Source organism: Agrobacterium tumefaciens (assembly GCF_005221325.1).
Classification (GTDB): Bacteria; Pseudomonadota; Alphaproteobacteria; order Rhizobiales; family Rhizobiaceae; genus Agrobacterium.
Map to the genome: position 1 here is coordinate 2,409,129 of NZ_CP039888.1, position 19,191 is coordinate 2,428,319.

General features: G+C 60.3%; 21 protein-coding genes. 7 read left to right on the forward strand and 14 right to left on the reverse strand.

Going from position 1 to position 19,191, the window contains the following annotated elements; genetic code table 11:
- Positions 1-142: 142 nt before the first annotated feature.
- The 9 genes from sucD to sdhC all read right to left on the reverse strand — a co-directional run bounded on the left by sucD (position 143) and on the right by sdhC (position 8,862).
- Entirely contained in the window at positions 143-1,045 is a 903-nt protein-coding gene (sucD, locus tag CFBP5499_RS12370; protein ID WP_046799538.1) for a succinate--CoA ligase subunit alpha, read from the reverse strand.
- A gap of 17 nt (positions 1,046-1,062) precedes the next feature.
- Positions 1,063-2,256, reverse strand: coding sequence for an ADP-forming succinate--CoA ligase subunit beta (gene sucC, locus CFBP5499_RS12375; RefSeq protein ID WP_080827138.1), 1,194 nt, complete (start codon positions 2,254-2,256; stop codon positions 1,063-1,065).
- Positions 2,257-2,288: 32 nt separating this feature from the next.
- Positions 2,289-3,251: a malate dehydrogenase gene (gene mdh, locus CFBP5499_RS12380; protein WP_080827137.1), complete on the reverse strand. Its 963-nt coding sequence runs from the start codon at positions 3,249-3,251 to the stop codon at positions 2,289-2,291.
- Between the two features lie 178 nt (positions 3,252-3,429).
- The gene (gene zapE / locus CFBP5499_RS12385) at positions 3,430-4,593 is read right to left on the reverse strand and encodes a cell division protein ZapE (protein WP_080827136.1); all 1,164 of its coding nucleotides are present in this window, start codon (positions 4,591-4,593) and stop codon (positions 3,430-3,432) included.
- Between the two features lie 93 nt (positions 4,594-4,686).
- Positions 4,687-5,229 (reverse strand): protease inhibitor Inh/omp19 family protein, encoded by a 543-nt coding sequence (locus CFBP5499_RS12390; protein WP_080827135.1) that lies wholly within the window; start codon positions 5,227-5,229, stop codon positions 4,687-4,689.
- Positions 5,230-5,433: 204 nt separating this feature from the next.
- Positions 5,434-6,213 (reverse strand): succinate dehydrogenase iron-sulfur subunit, encoded by a 780-nt coding sequence (locus tag CFBP5499_RS12395; RefSeq protein ID WP_080827134.1) that lies wholly within the window; start codon positions 6,211-6,213, stop codon positions 5,434-5,436.
- A gap of 15 nt (positions 6,214-6,228) precedes the next feature.
- Positions 6,229-8,070: a succinate dehydrogenase flavoprotein subunit gene (gene sdhA, locus CFBP5499_RS12400; RefSeq protein ID WP_080827133.1), complete on the reverse strand. Its 1,842-nt coding sequence runs from the start codon at positions 8,068-8,070 to the stop codon at positions 6,229-6,231.
- A 7-nt stretch (positions 8,071-8,077) separates the two neighbouring features.
- The gene (gene sdhD / locus CFBP5499_RS12405; protein WP_080827132.1) at positions 8,078-8,458 is read right to left on the reverse strand and encodes a succinate dehydrogenase, hydrophobic membrane anchor protein; all 381 of its coding nucleotides are present in this window, start codon (positions 8,456-8,458) and stop codon (positions 8,078-8,080) included.
- A gap of 11 nt (positions 8,459-8,469) precedes the next feature.
- Positions 8,470-8,862, reverse strand: a complete 393-nt coding sequence (gene sdhC / locus CFBP5499_RS12410) for a succinate dehydrogenase, cytochrome b556 subunit (protein ID WP_080827131.1) — start codon at positions 8,860-8,862, stop codon at positions 8,470-8,472.
- A 305-nt stretch (positions 8,863-9,167) separates the two neighbouring features.
- On the opposite strand from sdhC, the gene CFBP5499_RS12415 reads away from it, so the two are divergent.
- Positions 9,168-9,536: a hypothetical protein gene (locus tag CFBP5499_RS12415; RefSeq protein ID WP_175416713.1), complete on the forward strand. Its 369-nt coding sequence runs from the start codon at positions 9,168-9,170 to the stop codon at positions 9,534-9,536.
- Here CFBP5499_RS12415 and CFBP5499_RS12420 read toward each other — a convergent pair whose 3' ends face one another.
- Genes CFBP5499_RS12420 through tsaD form a run of 5 tightly spaced genes read right to left on the reverse strand, consistent with a single transcriptional unit; the run spans position 9,537 to position 13,040 of the window.
- Positions 9,537-10,181 (reverse strand): class I SAM-dependent methyltransferase, encoded by a 645-nt coding sequence (locus CFBP5499_RS12420; RefSeq protein WP_080827129.1) that lies wholly within the window; start codon positions 10,179-10,181, stop codon positions 9,537-9,539.
- 7 nt (positions 10,182-10,188) lie between these two features.
- Positions 10,189-10,632 (reverse strand): EVE domain-containing protein, encoded by a 444-nt coding sequence (locus tag CFBP5499_RS12425; RefSeq protein WP_080827128.1) that lies wholly within the window; start codon positions 10,630-10,632, stop codon positions 10,189-10,191.
- A gap of 6 nt (positions 10,633-10,638) precedes the next feature.
- The gene (locus CFBP5499_RS12430) at positions 10,639-10,932 is read right to left on the reverse strand and encodes a YciI-like protein (RefSeq protein WP_080827570.1); all 294 of its coding nucleotides are present in this window, start codon (positions 10,930-10,932) and stop codon (positions 10,639-10,641) included.
- 27 nt (positions 10,933-10,959) lie between these two features.
- Complete coding sequence (locus tag CFBP5499_RS12435; protein ID WP_080827127.1) at positions 10,960-11,943, reverse strand: NAD(P)H-dependent glycerol-3-phosphate dehydrogenase; 984 nt, start codon at positions 11,941-11,943, stop codon at positions 10,960-10,962.
- On the reverse strand, positions 11,943-13,040 hold the full coding sequence (tsaD, locus tag CFBP5499_RS12440) for a tRNA (adenosine(37)-N6)-threonylcarbamoyltransferase complex transferase subunit TsaD (RefSeq protein WP_080827126.1): 1,098 nt from the start codon (positions 13,038-13,040) through the stop codon (positions 11,943-11,945). Before tsaD ends, CFBP5499_RS12435 begins: the two co-directional genes overlap by 1 nt.
- A 73-nt stretch (positions 13,041-13,113) precedes the next feature.
- On the opposite strand from tsaD, the gene hemC reads away from it, so the two are divergent.
- From hemC to CFBP5499_RS12470, 6 genes are all read left to right on the forward strand, one after another.
- Positions 13,114-14,043 carry a hydroxymethylbilane synthase gene (gene hemC / locus CFBP5499_RS12445; RefSeq protein WP_137066289.1) on the forward strand — a complete coding sequence of 310 codons (930 nt, stop codon included), beginning with the start codon at positions 13,114-13,116 and terminating at the stop codon, positions 14,041-14,043.
- Positions 14,044-14,047: 4 nt separating this feature from the next.
- Positions 14,048-14,788, forward strand: coding sequence for a uroporphyrinogen-III synthase (locus tag CFBP5499_RS12450; RefSeq protein ID WP_080827125.1), 741 nt, complete (start codon positions 14,048-14,050; stop codon positions 14,786-14,788).
- 73 nt (positions 14,789-14,861) lie between these two features.
- The gene (locus tag CFBP5499_RS12455) at positions 14,862-16,322 is read left to right on the forward strand and encodes a COG4223 family protein (RefSeq protein WP_080827124.1); all 1,461 of its coding nucleotides are present in this window, start codon (positions 14,862-14,864) and stop codon (positions 16,320-16,322) included.
- Positions 16,323-16,326: 4 nt separating this feature from the next.
- The gene (locus CFBP5499_RS12460; RefSeq protein WP_080827123.1) at positions 16,327-17,958 is read left to right on the forward strand and encodes a heme biosynthesis protein HemY; all 1,632 of its coding nucleotides are present in this window, start codon (positions 16,327-16,329) and stop codon (positions 17,956-17,958) included.
- A gap of 14 nt (positions 17,959-17,972) precedes the next feature.
- A complete protein-coding gene (locus CFBP5499_RS12465) occupies positions 17,973-18,461 on the forward strand; it encodes a TerB family tellurite resistance protein (protein WP_006310818.1) in 489 nt (162 codons plus the stop codon).
- Complete coding sequence (locus CFBP5499_RS12470; RefSeq protein ID WP_080827122.1) at positions 18,451-19,182, forward strand: glutamine amidotransferase; 732 nt, start codon at positions 18,451-18,453, stop codon at positions 19,180-19,182. The genes CFBP5499_RS12465 and CFBP5499_RS12470 overlap by 11 nt, the downstream gene beginning before the upstream one ends.
- Positions 19,183-19,191 lie beyond the last annotated feature (9 nt).

A 19,191-nucleotide genomic window follows, 5' to 3' on the forward strand; every position in this document is an offset into this window, starting at 1 on the left:
TGCCGTTAGGGCCGTTTCCGGCCTGCCGCTTTGATTATTGCTGTCTGCCGCCGGGGCGGTATGCCGTTCTGTCTGTCGTTCTTTGCGGCATCGGGCAGCGTGGCGTAAAAGCCGCGCCGCCCGTTACCGGTCTCATGTGGTCTCAGCCCTTGAGGACTTCAACCAGCGTCTTGCCGAGGCGCGCCGGGGAAGGCGATACCTTGATGCCGGCAGCTTCCATGGCTGCGATCTTGGACTCTGCGTCGCCCTTGCCGCCGGAAACGACGGCGCCGGCGTGGCCCATGGTGCGGCCCTTCGGAGCCGTGCGGCCCGCGATGAAGCCGGCCATCGGCTTCTTACGGCCCTTCTTGGCTTCGTCGATCAGGAACTGTGCCGCATCTTCTTCAGCCGAACCGCCGATTTCGCCGATCATGATGATCGACTGGGTGGCTTCGTCGGCCAGGAACATTTCCAGGATGTCGATGAACTCGGTGCCCTTGACCGGGTCACCGCCGATGCCGACAGCAGTGGTCTGGCCGAGGCCTTCGTTGGATGTCTGGAACACGGCTTCATAGGTAAGCGTGCCGGAGCGCGAAACGATACCGACCGAACCCTTGCGGAAGATGGAGCCCGGCATGATGCCGATCTTGCATTCTTCCGGCGTCATGATGCCGGGGCAGTTCGGGCCGAGCAGGCGCGACTTGGAGCGGTCGAGGCGAGCCTTGACGCGAACCATGTCCATGACCGGGATGCCTTCGGTGATGCAGGTGATGAACGGGATCTCAGCCTCGATGGCTTCGATGATGGCGTCTGCTGCACCTGCCGGCGGAACATAGATCACGGATGCATCCGCACCGGTCTTTTCCTTGGCTTCGGCAACCGTTGCGAAGATCGGCAGGCTTTCGCCCTTGGAACCGGTCCAGGTTTCGCCGCCCTTCTTCGGGTGAATACCGCCGACCATCTGCGTGCCGTAGTAGGCAAGCGCCTGTTCGGTGTGGAAGGTGCCGGTCTTGCCGGTCAGACCCTGAACGAGGATCTTGGTGTCTTTATTAACGAGAATAGACATTATTTCCGGTCCCTCAATTAGCCGTTGATCGCCGCGACGATCTTCTTAGCTGCGTCGTCCAGGTCGTCAGCAGCCGTAATCGCAAGGCCAGATTCGTTCAGGAGCTTCTTGCCAAGTTCGACGTTGGTGCCTTCGAGGCGAACAACGAGCGGAACCTGCAAACCGACTTCCTTCACCGCGGCGATAACGCCTTCGGCGATGACGTCACACTTCATGATGCCGCCGAAGATGTTGACGAGGATGCCCTCGACCTTCGGGTCAGCCGTGATGATCTTGAAAGCTGCCGCAACCTTCTCCTTGCCGGCGCCGCCGCCGACGTCGCAGAAGTTAGCCGGCTCTTTGCCGTAAAGCTTGATGATGTCCATCGTCGCCATGGCAAGACCTGCACCGTTGACCATGCAGCCGATGTTACCGTCGAGCGCCACATAAGCGAGGTCCCACTTGGAGGCTTCGATTTCCTTGGCGTCTTCTTCGGTCTCGTCGCGCAGCGCCTTGACGTCGTCATGGCGGAACAGCGCGTTGCCGTCGAAGGACATCTTGGCGTCGAGAACGCGCAGATGGCCATTTTCCATGACGATCAGCGGGTTGACCTCGAGGAGAGCCATGTCCTTCTCGTTGAAGGCCTTGTAGAGGATCGGGAACAGCGACTTCGCGTCTTCGGCTGCTGCACCCTCAAGCTCGAGAGCCTTGGAGATCGCCGCAACGTCGGCGTCGCTCACACCCTTTTCCGGGTTGATGGCGATGGTGTGGATTTTCTCCGGCGTGTCGTGGGCGACAGCTTCGATATCCATACCGCCTTCGGTGGAAACCACGAATGCAACCTGACCGACCGAACGGTCAACCAGCAGCGAGCAGTAAAGCTCGCGGGAGATGTCCGCGCCGTCTTCGATATAGAGGCGGTTCACCTGCTTGCCGGCATCGCCCGTCTGCGCCGTTACCAGCGTATTGCCGAGCATGTCCTTGGCGTGGGAGACGACTTCGTCGATCGTCTTTGCCAGACGAACGCCGCCCTTGGCGTCGGGGCCGAGTTCTTTGAACTTGCCCTTGCCGCGGCCACCAGCATGGATCTGGCTCTTGACGACGTAAAGCGGGCCGGGAAGCTGCTTTGCAGCAGCTTCGGCTTCTTCGACCTTGAGGATGGCGACGCCTTCAGCAACCGGCGCGCCGTAGCCCTTCAGAAGAGCCTTGGCCTGATATTCGTGAATATTCATGGAATAATCCCTGTTTGGAGCCGCTTGGAGTATTACTTCAGCGACGGAGCGATGTTGATGCAGGCTTCGCAAAGACCAGCGACAGCGCCGACGGATTTCTGGAAGGCGGCTTCTTCTTCCTTGTTCAGTTCGATCTCGATGATGCGCTCGATACCGCCGGCACCGATGATGGTGGGCACGCCGACATACATGTCATCAACGCCATACTGGCCAGACAGATGGGCGGCAGCAGGCAGAACACGCTTCTTGTCCTTGAGGTAGGATTCAGCCATTTCGATTGCCGAGGCAGCCGGTGCATAATAGGCCGATCCGGTCTTCAGCAGGCCGACGATTTCCGCACCGCCATCGCGGGTGCGCTGGATGATCTGCTCAAGACGCTCGGCGGTCAGCCAGCCCATCTTGACGAGATCGGTCAGCGGAATGCCGCCAACGGTGGAATAACGTGCGAGCGGCACCATCGTATCGCCGTGACCGCCGAGAACGAAGGCAGTGACGTCCTGAACCGAAACGTTAAATTCTTCAGCCAGGAACAGGCGGAAACGCGCGCTATCGAGAACGCCGGCCATGCCGACAACCTTGTTCTTCGGCAGGCCGGAGAACTTCTGCAGCGCCCAGACCATGGCGTCGAGCGGATTGGTGATGCAGATCACGAAAGCGTTCGGGGCATATTTCTTGATGCCGGCGCCGACCTGTTCCATGACCTTGAGGTTGATGCCGAGAAGATCGTCGCGGCTCATGCCCGGCTTGCGGGCGACACCTGCAGTGACGATGCAAACATCAGCACCTTCGATGGCGGCATAATCGGAAGCACCGGAAAGCTTCGCATTGAAACCTTCAACCGGACCGGACTGGGCAATATCCAGACCTTTGCCCTGTGGAATACCATCGGCAATATCGAAGAGGACGATATCGCCCAGTTCCTTCAGGCTGGCGAGATGCGCCAGCGTGCCGCCGATCATGCCAGAACCAATAAGTGCAATCTTTTTGCGAGACATCGAATGCTTCCTCTTGAGCTTCAATTCAATTTCACCGCGCCAAACCGGCAGCCAAATTGTCGCACTTCGATTAGCCCCATTGGCCAAAATTGGCAACAGATTCTTTTCTGATGAATATTTTCAATCGTTTAGATGATTATTTTCTTACGTAAACGTAAGAAAATGCGTCACGAAAGTGTCAAACTTTCTGCCGTTTTTCATGGTGCAGCGCCAGATAATCCGCGCTGCGCATTTCAAACAGACGCGAGGCCGTGCGATCGAATTCAAAACCCTCGGTCCCCTTGCGCTTGCCGAGCAAATCTTCCGGCATGGCTGCGGCGGAGGCGAAAAGCCTGACACTGTGATCGTAAAGCGCATCGATGAGGATGATGAAGCGCTTGGTCTCGTTGCGCTTGTCCGCATTCAGGAGCGGAATATGATCGATGAAGACCGTGTCGAAACGATTGGCGATGGCTAGAAAATCGGAAGCCCCGAGCGGCTTTTCGCAGAGGTCTGAGAACGAAAAGCGGGCAACGCGGCCGCTGGCGCGCGGCACCAGAATGGATCGGCCCTTCATGGGTATCTCTGTCGGCGCAACCAGGTGACCGGCAATCATGTGCCGCCATGCCATGTCCATCGCCTGATCCGCTGAGCCGTCGAGCGGCGTGACATAGACCGGCAGGCTTTCCAGCTTTTCCATCCGGTAGTCGGTCGGGCTGTCCAGCGACACCACATCCACATATTTCTTCAGCAAATCGACGAAGGGCAGGAACAGGCTGCGATTGAGGCCGTCCTTATAGAGATTGTCGGGCACGACATTGGATGTCGTAACCAATGTGCAGCCATTGGCAAACAACTCGCTGAACAGCCGGGCAAGGATCATCGCATCGGCAATATCCGTGACGGTAAACTCGTCAAAGCAAAGAAGCTCGGCTTCCGCCAGAAGCTGCGCCGCGACGGGCGGAATGGGATCGGCCTGCTTGGTTTCGCCATTCTTCAGTTTCTGCCGGTGCGCATGCACGCGATTATGCACGTCCGCCATGAATTCATGGAAGTGGCAACGCCGCTTGGACGAGACGGGCGCCATCTCGTAGAACATGTCCATCAGCATCGTCTTGCCGCGGCCTACGCTGCCATAGACATACAATCCCTTGACGGAGGTGGCAGGCCCGGCCTTGCGTGCGAACATCCAGCCGAGCGCGCTTTTTTTCTTTGCGGGCTTGCGCGCCTTCAGATCGGCAAGGATGCGGTCGAGATGCGCCGCGACGCCAAGCTGGGCGGCATCGGCCTGCAAGGTGCCAGCCGTTGTCAATGCGTTGAGCTGTTCAACGACACTATGATTGTAGTCAGGCAATGGCTTCATGGGAAAACGCCCCGGTCGCGGGCGCAGCAAAGCACCCACGAGGAATGGAATGGCTCAGAACAAGGAAAGCGATCCGGTTGCACCGGAAACGCTCTATCGGCTGAGGCTGAGCGGCTGGCCGCTATTGGTCGTGCCGTCAAAACGCGCATCGGCGCTCTTGTAGACGCGGCCGATCGTATCGCCTGAACGGTTCTTGAAGAGGACCATCTTGCCGGACACTTCCCAGGAACCCATCGCCGTCAGTTCACCGGAGCAACCACGCGTGCCGCCACGCGAACCACTGCCGAGATTGGTAAGCGTCAGGAACATGTCGCAAGTGGCACCGCCATTGGAAATGCGCCAGTTGCCGACCATGGATTCCTTGGTGACATCAAGCGCCGTCGCCGGCGGGGCGGCAGAAGCGACATTCACCCCGCCAGGTGCTGCGGATGCAGGCGCCGATGGGAACTGGCTGCCGGAAGCGCCGCCGGGCGGCGGCAAGGCGCCGGACTGGACCGATGGCACCGGCTGCGCCTGCAAGGGCGGCGTATAACCGGGATTGTTGCTGCCGTTATTGTTGTAATCGTAGGAGGTACGCTGGCAACCGGCAAGGCTCATCACAACCGCAAGGCCCGTCACCACATATCTGAATTGCATATCAAGCTCCCGATTCTCTCGCTTCAGGAAAAACCATGACCAAACAAGAAGGCTGAATTATTACCAAAGCCTTATCTCGTGCAAGCAATGGCAGGGATAATTACCATTTCGGTCGATTTTTACCGAATTTTCCCAGGTCCGGTTGTAAAAAGAGCCGCGGTCGAGACCGCGGCCCGCATAAATCGCCATTGCCAGCGAATCGCCTTAGACGCGGCGCTCGACCATCATCTTCTTGATTTCTGCAATCGCCTTGGCCGGGTTCAAACCCTTCGGGCAGGCCTGCGCACAGTTCATGATGGTGTGGCAACGATAAAGGCGGAACGGATCCTCGAGATCGTCGAGACGCTCGCCGGTTGCCTCGTCGCGGCTGTCGATCAGCCAGCGATAGGCCTGCAGCAGAACGGCCGGACCAAGGTAACGGTCGCCATTCCACCAGTAGCTGGGACAGGACGTGGAGCAGCAGGCGCACAGAATGCACTCATAAAGACCATCCAGCTTCAGACGATCCTCATGGCTCTGCTTCCATTCCTTGGCAGGCGTCGGCGAAACCGTCTTCAGCCAGGGCTCGATGGAACGGTGCTGGGCGTAGAAGTTCGACAGATCGGGAACGAGGTCCTTCACGACGGGCATATGTGGCAGCGGATAAACCTTCACCGTGCCATTGATCTCTTCCATACCCTTGGTGCAGGCGAGCGTATTTGTGCCGTCGATATTCATCGCGCACGAACCGCAAATGCCTTCGCGGCAGGAGCGGCGCAGCGTCAGCGTCGGGTCAATATTGTTCTTGATGTAGAGAAGCGCGTCGAGAACCATAGGCCCGCAATCATCGACATCGATGTAATAGGTATCGATGCGCGGGTTCTGGCCGTCATCCGGGTTCCATCGATAGATGCGGTATTCGCGCACATTCTTGGCACCGTCAGGCTTCGGCCAGACCTTGCCTTCGCTGATCTGGGAGTTCTTGGGGAGAGCGAGTTCAACCATATCCAGTTCCTCAAATCAGTAGACGCGCGCCTTCGGCTCGATCTTTTTGGGATCGATGCCGTCGGCGATCAGGTCGGTGTGAACCGGGCGATAGTCGAGTTTGACGTCCCCTTCCGGGCTGACCCAGGCGAGCGTATGCTTGCGCCAGTTCACGTCGTCGCGACCGGCGAACGGACCGTCGACGAAATCCTCGCGGGCATGCGAACCGCGACTCTCCTTGCGCGCTTCCGCACCGTAGACCGTGGTGATCGCATTGGCCATCAGGTTGTGCAGCTCGAGCGTCTCGACCAGATCGGAGTTCCAGACCATCGAACGGTCGGTAACTTTGACGTCCGGCAGCTCCTTCCAGATGGCAGAAAGGCGCTGGCAACCGCTTTCCAGCGATTCCTGCGTGCGGAACACGGCCGCATCGTCCTGCATGGCGCGCTGCATCTTGTCGCGCAGCACCGCCGTCGGCGTCGAGCCATTGGCGTAACGCAGGCTGTCGAAGCGTTCCATGATCTTGTCGCAGGCAGCAATGTCGAGCGCAGGAACCGGCGCATCGCGGTCGATGACCTGGGCGGCGCGGATCGCGGCAGCGCGGCCGAAGACCACGAGGTCGATCAGCGAGTTGGAGCCGAGGCGGTTGGCACCGTGAACCGAGGCGCAACCGGCTTCGCCGACAGCCATCAGGCCGGGCGCGATGCGTTCCGGGTTGTCGGCATCGGCATTCAGCACTTCACCCCAATAGTTGGTTGGAATGCCGCCCATATTGTAGTGAACCGTCGGCAGAACCGGGATAGGCTCGCGCGTTACGTCGACGCCGGCGAAAATCTTGGCGCTTTCGGAAATGCCCGGAAGACGCTCATGCAGAACCGCCGGATCGAGGTGATCCAGATGCAGGAAGATGTGGTCCTTGTTCTTGCCCACGCCGCGGCCTTCGCGAATTTCCATGGTCATGCAGCGTGACACGACGTCACGCGACGCCAGATCCTTTGCCGACGGCGCATAACGCTCCATGAAGCGCTCGCCTTCGGAGTTGACGAGATAACCGCCTTCGCCGCGTGCGCCTTCGGTGATGAGGCAGCCTGCGCCATAAATGCCGGTCGGGTGGAACTGTACGAATTCCATATCCTGAAGCGGCAGGCCGGCACGGGCAATCATACCGCCGCCGTCGCCGGTGCAGGTGTGGGCAGAGGTCGCCGAGAAATAGGCGCGGCCGTAACCGCCGGTCGCCAGCACCACCATCTTGGCGGAGAAGCGATGGATCGTGCCGTCATCGAGGTTCCAGGCAACGACGCCCGTACAACGGCCGTCTGCCGACATGATGAGGTCTAGCGCGAAATATTCGATGAAGAATTCCGCATTGTTGCGCAGCGACTGGCCGTAAAGCGTGTGCAGAATGGCGTGGCCGGTACGGTCGGCGGCCGCGCATGTGCGCTGAACCGGCGGGCCTTCGCCGTAATTCTGCATGTGACCGCCGAACGGGCGCTGGTAAATCTTGCCTTCAGCATTACGGGAGAAGGGAACGCCGTAATGTTCCAGCTCATAGACCGCCTTCGGCGCTTCCATGGCGAGATATTGCATGGCGTCCACGTCGCCGAGCCAGTCCGAGCCCTTCACCGTGTCGTAAAGGTGCCACTGCCAACAGTCGGGCGTCATATTGACGAGCGATGCGGCAATACCGCCCTGCGCTGCGACGGTATGGGAACGCGTCGGAAAAACCTTGGTGATGCAGGCGGTCTTGAAACCCTGCTCGGCCATGCCGAGCGTTGCGCGCAGACCCGCGCCGCCGGCGCCCACCACGATCACGTCATAGGAGTGATCGACATAGGTGTAGGCCTTGCCATTCTGGGAAGGTGAACTGATCGATGCCATGGCGGACTTATCCTGCGAATGCGATTTTCAGAATGGCGAAGATGGAAAGACCGCCAATCAGAATCGCGAAAAACGTATTGAGCATCAGAAGAACGAGCTTCGAAACCTCGGTGTGAACATAGTCTTCGATGATGACCTGCATGCCGAGCTTCATGTGGATGAGGCCGGACACCAGCACCAGAGCCATGATGACCGCAACGAGCGGGTTCGACAGCGCGGCGACGACTTCCGGATACGGCGCGCCGGCATATTTGATGAGGAAGATCACAAAGAAGATCAGCAGCGGAACGTTGGCGACCGCGGTGACGCGCTGGCGCAGGAAATGGTCAGTGCCTTCCTTGGCGGAGCCGAGACCGCGAACCTTTCCGAGAGGTGTACGCATATCCATGAAAAATCTCCTCAGCGCACGATCAGGACAATGACCCAGATCAGCGCGGTCAGACAGATCGACGCGACCCACGAGGCCTTTGCCAGCTTGGTGGTAAAGTGCTTCTCGAAGCCATGACCCAGATCCCACATGAAATGGCGAAGACCGCCCAACATGTGGTGAACCAGAGCCCAGGTATAGCCGATCAGGATGAGCCTGCCGATGATCGTGCCCATCGCCCAGCTGGCCCAGTCGTAATAGGCAGGACCAGAGGCAAGCGCGATCAGCCACCAGGCAACCAGAAGCGTTCCGAAATAAAGCGCAGCGCCCGTGATGCGGTGCACGATGGATGCAACCATCGTCGGAATCGGTTTGTAAATTTGAAGATGCGGCGACAGAGGCCGGTTATTTGTCACATTCGCCATCAGAACCTCGCGGCGTTTTCCCGTGCGCCCATTCAGACAGGACGCCCCCAAGCAACAGCACATGACGAAAGAATGTGCATTGCACCAACCGCGACGTTTAATCACATGGGGGCGTCATCACAAGCACATTTCATGACCGATTCGAATTTAATCGATTGGTTCACGAATTTTTTTTGGATTTTTTCATGTCAAAATAAAAAATCGAGCGTTTCCAAGATTTACGCCCTCAAAATATTTACCTTTACGTAATTCAGAAAAGGTGTAATTTACGATTGGTTAACCTCGAAAACCGGAGCATGACGCTCATGTTACAGCGCCGAATCGCTGCCCTGGCCATGATGGTCTCAGGCGCCATTTTCACCTTCGCGCCACCGGCAGCGGCAGAGGGTTTTTATGGCCGCCACCCATATCGGCACCATCAATCCGAGGTAAGCTTCTCCACCGATGGGTTGCCATCCGCCCTCCCCGGCGGCACCTATGTCGGCGGCATATCGGCGCTACGGGTGCGCGGAAACGGTAATTATTTCGCGATCAGCAGCGGATTTTCGCGAAGAAGTGTAACGGACAGAGCGGGCGTACAGCTAGCCCCCAAGGCGAAAATCATCTCTGTCCATGCCGAAAACGCAGACGATGCCTGCGCATACGAACATGGCGTCTGCATCATCAGGCCCTGATCAGATAAAACGCCACACCGTGGTCTTCTTCACTTCGCTGTCTTCCAGCGCCCGCGTCACCGGCACCTGATAGGTCGCCTCGGCACGAAGGCGCTCTTTGGGCAGATAGGCCCGTCCCGGATCGCCGACGAGCACGCTCACACCCTTCTCCGTCAGCTCCAGAAACCACGGCACGAGACGGTCGGCAAAGGCGCGGTCGTAGAATACGTCGCCCGCCAGCAGGACATCGGCCTCGACAGGCTTGCCGACCAGATCGAGCCCCGTAAAGCCGATATCCACACCATTGAGCGCCGCATTCAACCGAATGGCCGTTTCCGTCCACGGATCGATATCCGCGGCCAGAACTTCGCTGGCGCCGGCCTTTGCAGCCGCGATGGCAACCAGTCCGGAGCCACTGGCAAAATCCAGCACGCGCTTGCCGCAAACGCTTTCAGGATGATCGAGAACGTAACGGGCAAGCCCCTGCCCGCCCGCCCAGGCGAAAGCCCAGAAGGGCGGCGGCAGGCCGATCTCTTCCAGCTCATCCTCCGTCTTCAACCATAGCTCATGCGCCTCGGTGGCAAGATGAAGACGCAGCTCCGGCACATGCGGCGGATGCATGGTGCCGGTGTTGTCGAGAATGAAGCGCTCGGGATCGGTCCTCACCGAAGCATCAATCCGGCGATTTCGGCGGATTGGTGAGGCCGCCCATGCGGCAGACCTCAAGATATTCCTCTTCCGTCACCGGCTGCACGGAAAGCCGCATGGAGGTGACGAGCGACATCTTCTCCAGCTTCGGGTTCGCCTTCACATCCTTCAGGGAAACCGGCTGCGGCACGTCGCAGACCGCGCGAATATCGACGCAATCCCACTTCAGATCACCTTCCGCAGTCGAATCCGGATGCGACAAGGCGCAGACTTCGACGATGCCGACGACATCCAGCCCTTCATTGGAGTGATAGAAGAAACCCTTGTCGCCGATCTTCATGGCGCGCATGTTGTTGCGGGCCTGATAATTGCGCACACCGGTCCACTCTTCGCCGGCCTCGCCCTTGGCCTTCTGCATTTCCCAGGACCATTTGAACGGCTCGGACTTGTAAAGCCAGTAATTCGCCATGCTCGCTTACGCTCCCGGATTATTGAAGACCCAGTTATAGGGCTTCACGTCAACGCTTTCGAACAGGCCAGCCTTGGCATAGGGGTCGGCCTCGGCGAGAGCCTTGGCCGCTTCGATATCGGCAGCTTCCACGATCACAAGGCTGCCATTCGGCTTGCCTTCCGCATCCAGAAACGGGCCGGCGATCTTCAGCGTGCCCTCGGCATTCAGCCTGTTCAGATGCTCCAGATGAGCGGGGCGCGTTTCCATGCGCACGTTCAGATGGCCGGGCTTGTCCTTGCAGATAAAGGCAAACAGCATTGTCGTCTCCTTATGGTCGGCCAACATTCATTCAGTGGTGATGGGCCGTGTCATCAATTGTTGCATGGCGCTCGCCACATCCAGATTGCCATCGATAATGGCGGCCACCGCTTCGGTAACCGGCATGTCGATTACGTGATCCTCGCCGAGCCGGGCGGCAACGGCTGCCGCAAAGGCGCCCTCCACCAGCCCGCCGGACATGTCCTTGCCCTCACCCCGACCGAGCGCGATGCCGAAACGCAGGTTGCGCGACTGGTGGCTCGTGGCCGTCAGCACCAGATCGCCGAGGCCGGAAAGACCGCGCACCGTATCTGCCTTGCCGCCCATGGCGACGATGAGACGAGACATTTCGGCAAGCCCACGCGAGATCAGCGCCGCCCGGGCGGAATCGCCGAGCCCCGCGCCTTCGACGATACCGGCGGCAATGGCGAGAACATTCTTCAGCGCCCCGCCCAGCTGCACACCAATACGGTCTGTCGAGGCATAAAGCCGGAAGGTCCTACCCGAAATCGTGGTCGCCAGCCGTTCGGCAACCGCCGCGTCCTCTGCCGCGATCGCCATGGCGGTCGGCAAGCCGCGCGCAATATCGGCAGCAAAGCCCGGACCGGACAGAACCGCAATGGGATGATGCGGCAGTTCCGCCTCCAGAAGTTCCGTCAGCAGACGACCGGAGCTGCGGTCGATACCCTTTGCGCAGGTGACGATGATAGAGTCATTAGCCAGATAAGGGCCATAGTGCCGGGCGGCGTCGGCATGGGCCTGCGAGGGCATGGCGAACAACACGATACTGGCGCCAGCCAGCACATCCGGCTCGGCCGAGAATTCAAGTGCATCCGGCAGGTCCACGCCCGGCAGGGCCGCCTCGTGCACCCGGTCGCTCCTGAGATCAGCCACCAGCGCCGGATCGCGACCTAGCAGGGTCACATCATGCCGGTTTTCCAGCGCGATGACGACGGCGAGCGCAGTTCCGAAGGCACCGGCGCCGATGACGACGATTTTTTCCCGCTGCATCAGGCCTTCGCTCCCCTTTTTCCGAAACCGATCAATGTCTCTGCGCTACCGTCAAGCGGCCAGCGAGAGCGCGGCGCGACCTCTAGCGCATCGGCCTCCTTGCCTTCCCCCATGCGCTCCAGCCCCGCCCATGCAATCATCGCAGCATTATCGGTGCAAAGTCGGTGCGGCGGCGCAACGAAGCGGAAGCCGTTGATATCGCAAAGTGTCTGCAGGGTCTGGCGGATTTCCTGGTTGGCGGCTACGCCGCCGGCCACCACAAGAGCCGGCTGCGTTTCCAGATGCGGAAACTCCTGTTTGAAACGCGCAAGGCCACGGCCGATACGGTCTTTCAGGGTGCGCGACACAGCCTTCTGGAAGGAGGCGCAAATATCGGCGATATCCTGCTCCGAAAGCGGTGCGATGGCGGTCGCGGCCTGCCGCACCGCTGTCTTCAAGCCCGAGAAGGAAAAGTCGAGCCGTGCTTCACCCACCATCGGGCGCGGAAGCGGAAACCGGTCCGAGTCACCCATCGCCGCCGCTTTCTCGACCGCAGGCCCACCGGGATAGGGCAGGCCGAGAAGCTTCGCAGTCTTGTCGAAGGCTTCACCCAAAGCGTCATCGATGGTGGTGCCCCAGCGCTCGTAGTCGCCAACACCGCGCACCAGCACCAGCTGCGTGTGGCCACCGGAGACGAGCAGCATCAGATAGGGGAAAGACAGACCATCAGTCAGTCGCGCCGTCAGCGCGTGACCCTCCAGATGATTGATGGCGTAAAGCGGTTTGCCGGCCGCCTTGGCGATGGCCTTGCCGGTCATCAGCCCCACCAGCAGCCCGCCGATGAGACCGGGGCCGGAGGTGGCGGCAATGGCGTCGACATCGGCAAGGGTGACGCCCGCCTGCTCCAGCGCTTCTTCCACCAGCGTGTCCAGCGCCTCGACATGGGCGCGCGCGGCAATTTCCGGCACCACACCGCCATAGGCGCTGTGTTCCTCAAGCTGCGACAAAACGACGTCGGAAACGATCTCGCCACGCCCGTCCGCATGCCGAACCACAATGGATGCAGCGGTTTCGTCGCAGCTTGTCTCTATGCCGAGGATACGAAGAAAGGGGGTCATCAAATCTGTTCGTTCATTGCGATCATGCGCTGAGTTGGTCTAAGACAACTCCGGTAACAATGGATAGACGCGGATGCAAACAAAACCTTTCCGAATCGGCACGCGCGGCAGCCCGCTGGCGCTCGCGCAGGCTTATGAGACCCGCAGCCGGCTGATGGCGGCGCACGGTCTTCCGGAAGAAATGTTCGAAATCGTCGTGCTCTCCACCAAGGGCGACCGGATCACCGACCGCGCCTTGTCGGAAATCGGCGGCAAGGGCCTGTTCACGGAGGAACTGGAGAACCAGCTTCTGTCCGGCGAACTCGATATTGCCGTGCATTCCTCCAAGGACATGCCGACGGTTTTGCCTGAGGGCCTCTATCTTTCTGCTTTCCTGCCGCGTGAGGACATGCGCGATGCCTTCATCGGCCGCACGGCACCGAAGCTTCTGGAGCTGCCGCACGGCGCCGTTGTCGGCTCCGCATCTCTGCGCCGCCAGGCATTGATCCGCCGCCTGCGCCCGGATCTCAGCGTCATCGTTTTCCGCGGCCTGGTCGACACGCGTCTGCGCAAACTCGAAGAAGGCCAGGCGGATGCGACGCTTCTTGCCTTTGCCGGCCTGAAGCGGCTCGGCAAAGACAACGTGCCGACGGAAATTCTCGATCCGAAAGAATTTCCCCCCGCGCCGGCCCAGGGCGCGATCGGGGTCGAGAGTCGCATCGGTGATGCTCGCATGGATGAATTGCTGGCTCCCATAAACGACCGGCCCACCTATGACGCCGTGACTTGTGAGCGCGCCTTTCTGGCAGCACTTGACGGTTCCTGTCGTACCCCCATTGCCGGTTACGCCACCTGTGACGGTGAGGACGTCCGTTTTTCCGGCCTGATCCTCACCCCAGACGGCCAGACAAGCCACGGCATCGAAATCTCTGGCAACCGCAGGGACGCATTGATACTGGGGAAAAAGGCCGGCGAAGAGGTGCGCGCCAAAGCGGGCAGCAATTTCTTCGAAGGCTGGAGCTGAGCCGATGCGGATCGTCGTCACCCGGCCGCAGCGTTCGGGCGAAAGGACGGCCGCAAAGCTCGAAGCGCTTGGCCATGCGCCGGTGCTTCTTCCGCTGTTTCATCCCATCCATCATGGCGAACGCGCCACCTCGGCGCTGTCCACCCCGCTGGCGGCCATCGCGGTAACCAGCGCGGAAGCCGTACAGGCGCTGGACACATTCGGGGGGCAGCTGGCACCGCATCTGTCGAAACCGCTTTTTGCCGTCGGCGGAGCAACCGCGCAAGCGGCGGAAAAAGCTGGCTTCGGGCAGATATTCACCGCGTCAGGAGATGCCCTCGGTCTGACTGCACTGGTGACGGAGCACCGCGCCTTTTTTTCCGAGGAACAACCCCTGCTCTATCTCGCCGGCAGGCCACGTGGCTCAGTCTTCGAGGAAGGCCTTGCCGCAGCGGGCATTCCCTTCAGAACGGTCGATTGTTACGAGATGCTGCCCTCGGACGTCTCCGAAAACATGCTTGAAACGGCCCTTCTCCACACCGCTGCCGATGTAGTCCTGCTCTATTCGTCCGAAGCGGCACGGGCTTTTTTTAGCCATGTGTCGGCGGAAAAATATGTGGGTGCGCTGGCGGCGGTCCAGTTCATCTGCATCAGCCGCAATGTGCTTTCTCTGGTTCCGGAAATTTTCCGCTCAAAATCCATCGCCGCCGAAGAGCCGAGCGAGGCGGCGATGTTCGAACTTCTATGCCAGTACTCTGGAACCTAATTGGCGTTCGCCTCTTTCCTTTGCCGCCGTCACTGACTAGGTTTAGACTACTGCAGGCAGAAATGAGGTTGTCATGGTATCGGGAAAGCCGCCACGCCACTCCAAGTCCAAAGCCGAACCGGTCACAATCGACCTGGACGCGAAAGACGTGAAAGCGATTTCTGCCGACGGGGACACTGCCAGAGTGGACGAAAAACCCGGTGACCAAACGCCGGTCGCAACGACAGAGCCAGGTGTCGCAGAAACAAAGCCCGCAGCAGCAGCAGCGAGCAACCCTGCTCCCATCTGGGACCAGCCGCACAAAACCCCTCTTGAGCCGGAGCCTAATGTCGGCAAGACGGAATCGGCGTCTGCGGCGCCAAAGGCGGAAAGCTCTGCGGACAAGCCGAAGGAACCCGTTTCACCAACTGCCGTCCCACCAAAAGTCGATGCAGGACCGGCAACGGGCACCGCCGGGACGAGCGCCGCTTCGGCTGCCGCAGCGGCTTCCAAGCCGAGCTTTGGCTCCACGGCCTCCTCCAGCACATCCGGCAACGCCTCTTCTTCCGCTGCTGCAAAACCCTCGACCGCCACCTCCTCATCGGGGGCGGCGAAGCCCTCCACGCCGCAGCAAGTGGAGCGCAAACAGGCGGCGACCTCTGGATTGGTTGCGGCTGGCATCGTTGGCGGTCTGGTGGCACTCGCCGCCGCCGGCAGCATGCAATATGCCGGCATCCTGCCTTCCTTTAACGCAGGCAGAGCCGGAAGCGATGAAATCGCAGCGCTGAAAACCGATATCACCGGCCTGCGGCAGCAACTCGCCAACGCTCCGGCGGCAGACACCTCGGCCCTGGAACAGCGCATCGCAACGCTCGAAGGGGCGAAGGGTGAAGCTCCGCAGGTGGATGGCCTTTCGGAAAAAATCACCGCGCTGGAAACTGCCCTGCAGTCGGAGCGATCCGCGCAGGCGGCCGCTTCATCGGAACTGACGCGCCGCCTTGCGGATGCGGAAGCCAAGATCAACGAGCCGCGCGACGATATCGAAGTCGCCCGTGCGATTGCGTCGGCCGCACTGAAGGCAGCGATCGATCGCGGCGGACCCTTCCTCACCGAACTCGACACGCTCTCCAAGGTCACGCCCGACGATCCGGCCATCGCCTCGCTGCAATCCTTCGCCGCCACGGGTGTGCCGTCGCGTTCGGAGCTGATGCAGAAATTCCCTGATATCGCCAATGCGATGCTGTCGGCCATCAACCAGCCCGATCCCAATCAGGGCATCATGGAACGTCTGACCGAAAGCGCCTTTTCGCTGGTGAAAGTCCGTCCGGTCGGAAATATCGAGGGCGAGACAGCCGACGCGATGATCGCGCGCATGGAAAACAAGCTGCGCAACGGCGATCTGCAGGGTGCGGCACTTGAATGGAACGGGCTTCCCGAGGCGCCCAAGACGGCATCCGCCGACTACAAAAAATCTCTGGATGCGCGTATCGAGGTCGAAAATCTGGTGGGCGGCACGTTGAACCGTGCCATTACCAGCACCGGCAGGCAGGGGTAAGGGCATGACCAGAATTCTGACTTTCGCCGTTATCGTTCTGGCGCTCGGTTTTGGTTTCTCCTGGCTGGCGGACAGGCCGGGTGTGCTTTCCATCGTCTGGCAGGGCCAGCTGATTGAAATGAGCCTGATGGTCGCCGCCTCGATCATCGCGGCGCTGGTTGCCGCCGTCATGCTGGTCTGGTGGGTCGTCAACGCCATCTGGACCTCGCCCAATGCCGCTCGCCGCTATTTCCGTGCTCGCAAACGCGACCGCGGTTATCAGGCCCTGTCCACCGGTCTCATCGCCGCCGGCGCCGGCAATGCCATCCTCGCCCGCAAGATGACAGCCCGCACGCAAGGACTGCTCAGCGCCGATCAGGAGCCGCTGATCCATCTGCTCGATGCGCAGGCCGATCTCATCGAAGGCAAATATGACGAGGCGCGCCGCAAATTCGAAGCGATGGCCCGCGACCCCGAAACCCGCGAGCTTGGCCTTCGTGGTCTTTATATTGAAGCACGTCGTCAGGGTGCTTACGAAGCCGCCCAGCAATATGCCGAGGACGCAGCGGAAAAGGCACCCTACCTGCCTTGGGCCGCGCAGGCGACGCTTGAAAACCGTTGTCGCAATGGGCAGTGGGACGATGCCATCCGCCTGCTCGACCGGCAGAAGGCGGCAAGCGTGATTGAACGTGGTGAAGCGGAACGGCTGAAGGCCGTGCTTCTCACCGCCAAGGCCGGCGAAAAGCTGGAAAGCGATCCGGTGAGTGCGCGAGAGGACGCCAAGCATGCTCTCAAGCTCGCAAAGAGCCTCGTTCCGGCAGCGCTGATCGCGGCAAAATCCTATCTGCGCGAAGACAATCTGCGCAAGGCGGCCACGGTTCTGGAGCCCGTGTGGAAGAACGACCCGCACCCGCAGATCGCCCAGCTTTATGTCCGCGCCCGTAGCGGCGATACCGCCATAGACCGGCTGAAACGCGCCGAGCGGCTGGAAAGCCTGAAGCCCAACAATATCGAATCGCTGTTCGCCGTGGCGCAGACAGCGCTCGACGCCAAGGAATTCGCCAAGGCCCGGGCCAAGGCCGAGGCAGCCGCGCGGATCGAACCGCGCGAAAGCATCTTCCTGCTGATGGCCGACATCGAGGAGGCCGAAACCGGGGATCAGGGCCGGGTGCGCTACTGGATGGCGCAGGCGCTGCGCGCGCCGCGGGACCCTGCCTGGGTTGCCGATGGTATCGTTTCGGAAAAATGGCTGCCGGTGTCGCCCGTCACCGGCCGTCTCGATGCCTTCGAATGGAAAGCGCCTTTTGGCCAGCTCGAAGGACCCGTCGAGGACCTGGCGATCGAAAACGCGATTGCCGCAGCACCGGCAAGAGCAGCGCCGGCAAGGGCCGAACCGGCTGTAAAGACAATCATTGTCGAAGCCGCCCCGGAGGCCCGTGCGGAGCCGAAACCCGTCCCGGCCACGCCGATCGAGGTGAAGCCGATCGTCTCCACCGCGAAGGAGAATAAGCCCGTCCCGATCGAAGCGCCGGTGGGAGCCGATGCGTCGGATAAAAAGGCCGACGCCGTGCCGTTTTTCGGCGGTGCGCCGGATGATCCGGGTGTCAAGAAACCCGGCGCGGAAGCCGAACCCAAGACCCGGCTCAAACTCTTCTGACCAACAGGCTATCGATGTTCCAGCAAATACAGTCGTTCATTCAGAACCTCGTCGGCCCGAATGCGGGTGATTTCAGCCCTGATGATCTGAGGGTAGCGGTCGCCGCCCTCTGTTTCCAGGTGATGGAAGCGGATGGCACCGTCTCGAAAAGCGAGCGTCACCGCCTGCGTGAAATCCTGCACGAATATTACCATCTCGATGGCGGCAAGCTCGATGCCCTTCTCACCGCCGGTCAGGAGGCCGGCAAGGAGGCCGTCGATTATTACCGCTTCACCGCCGATATCCGCCGCCATCTCGACGAAGATCAGCGCGTGGAGCTTATTGGAATATTATGGGATATTGTTTACGCTGACGGCGAACGAAGCGAAATGGAAGATCATGTGATCTGGCGGGTAGCCGATCTGCTTGGTGTTTCCGTGCGCGACAGGGTTCTGCAACGTCAGCAGGCCGCCACGAGGTCCGGGCCCGCTGAAGAAAGCGAAAACGAAGACGATGCTGTTTGACCCCTCCAGGCAACAGAGAGAACAACCTTCGCTGCTTGTCGTCCTGCATCAGGAACGTTCCACGCCCGGCCGCGTCGGCCAGATACTGGTGGAAAAGGGATATCGCCTGGATATAAGGCGGCCGGCACTCGGTGATGACCTGCCGCAAACGCTGGCGAAACATGCCGGCGCCATCATCTTCGGCGGCCCGATGAGCGCAAATGACCCGCATGATTATGTCAAAGCCGAAATCGACTGGCTGAAGGTGCCACTGAAGGAAAACAAGCCCTTTCTCGGCATCTGTCTCGGCGCGCAGATGCTGTCCAAACATCTGGGCGGCAGGGTCGAGGCCGACAGGGAGGGCAAGGTGGAAATCGGCTGGTATCCGCTTCACGCCACCGAACACGGGCGACTTCTGATGCCGCATTGGCCGAAGATGGTCTATCATTTCCACAAGGAAGGGTTCGAGCTGCCACGCGGAGCCGAACTTCTGGCATCGGGAGAGACCTATCCCAACCAGGCCTATCGTTATGGAAAAAATGCCTGGGGACTGCAGTTTCACGCCGAACTCACGCGCGCCATGATGCATAGCTGGGTGGTGCGCGGTGCGCAGCGTTTCGGCATGCCCAATGCGCAGGTCGGCAGCCAGCATCTGGAAGGCCGCATGCTGTTCGACACACCGCTCAGGGCATGGCTCGGCAATTTTCTCGATCTGGTTTTTGAAGGCAAGGCGCAGCGCTGAGACCTTACG

Excerpts from the sequence above, each read along its gene's own strand:
- CFBP5499_RS12470 (WP_080827122.1), top strand. The coding sequence starts at position 18,451 with ATGCTGTTTGACCCCTCCAGGCAACAGAGAGAACAACCTTCGCTGCTT.
- sucC (WP_080827138.1), bottom strand. The coding sequence starts at position 2,256 with ATGAATATTCACGAATATCAGGCCAAGGCTCTTCTGAAGGGCTACGGC.
- zapE (WP_080827136.1), bottom strand. The coding sequence starts at position 4,593 with ATGAAGCCATTGCCTGACTACAATCATAGTGTCGTTGAACAGCTCAAC.
- CFBP5499_RS12430 (WP_080827570.1), bottom strand. The coding sequence starts at position 10,932 with ATGCTGTTTGCCTTTATCTGCAAGGACAAGCCCGGCCATCTGAACGTG.
- CFBP5499_RS12395 (WP_080827134.1), bottom strand. The coding sequence starts at position 6,213 with ATGGTTGAACTCGCTCTCCCCAAGAACTCCCAGATCAGCGAAGGCAAG.
- mdh (WP_080827137.1), bottom strand. The coding sequence starts at position 3,251 with ATGTCTCGCAAAAAGATTGCACTTATTGGTTCTGGCATGATCGGCGGC.
- CFBP5499_RS12415 (WP_175416713.1), top strand. The coding sequence starts at position 9,168 with ATGTTACAGCGCCGAATCGCTGCCCTGGCCATGATGGTCTCAGGCGCC.
- CFBP5499_RS12450 (WP_080827125.1), top strand. The coding sequence starts at position 14,048 with ATGCGGATCGTCGTCACCCGGCCGCAGCGTTCGGGCGAAAGGACGGCC.
- CFBP5499_RS12465 (WP_006310818.1), top strand. The coding sequence starts at position 17,973 with ATGTTCCAGCAAATACAGTCGTTCATTCAGAACCTCGTCGGCCCGAAT.
- tsaD (WP_080827126.1), bottom strand. The coding sequence starts at position 13,040 with ATGACCCCCTTTCTTCGTATCCTCGGCATAGAGACAAGCTGCGACGAA.
- sdhC (WP_080827131.1), bottom strand. The coding sequence starts at position 8,862 with ATGGCGAATGTGACAAATAACCGGCCTCTGTCGCCGCATCTTCAAATT.
- sdhA (WP_080827133.1), bottom strand. The coding sequence starts at position 8,070 with ATGGCATCGATCAGTTCACCTTCCCAGAATGGCAAGGCCTACACCTAT.
- CFBP5499_RS12435 (WP_080827127.1), bottom strand. The coding sequence starts at position 11,943 with ATGCAGCGGGAAAAAATCGTCGTCATCGGCGCCGGTGCCTTCGGAACT.
- CFBP5499_RS12425 (WP_080827128.1), bottom strand. The coding sequence starts at position 10,632 with ATGGCGAATTACTGGCTTTACAAGTCCGAGCCGTTCAAATGGTCCTGG.
- CFBP5499_RS12460 (WP_080827123.1), top strand. The coding sequence starts at position 16,327 with ATGACCAGAATTCTGACTTTCGCCGTTATCGTTCTGGCGCTCGGTTTT.
- sucD (WP_046799538.1), bottom strand. The coding sequence starts at position 1,045 with ATGTCTATTCTCGTTAATAAAGACACCAAGATCCTCGTTCAGGGTCTG.
- CFBP5499_RS12390 (WP_080827135.1), bottom strand. The coding sequence starts at position 5,229 with ATGCAATTCAGATATGTGGTGACGGGCCTTGCGGTTGTGATGAGCCTT.
- sdhD (WP_080827132.1), bottom strand. The coding sequence starts at position 8,458 with ATGGATATGCGTACACCTCTCGGAAAGGTTCGCGGTCTCGGCTCCGCC.
- hemC (WP_137066289.1), top strand. The coding sequence starts at position 13,114 with ATGCAAACAAAACCTTTCCGAATCGGCACGCGCGGCAGCCCGCTGGCG.
- CFBP5499_RS12455 (WP_080827124.1), top strand. The coding sequence starts at position 14,862 with ATGGTATCGGGAAAGCCGCCACGCCACTCCAAGTCCAAAGCCGAACCG.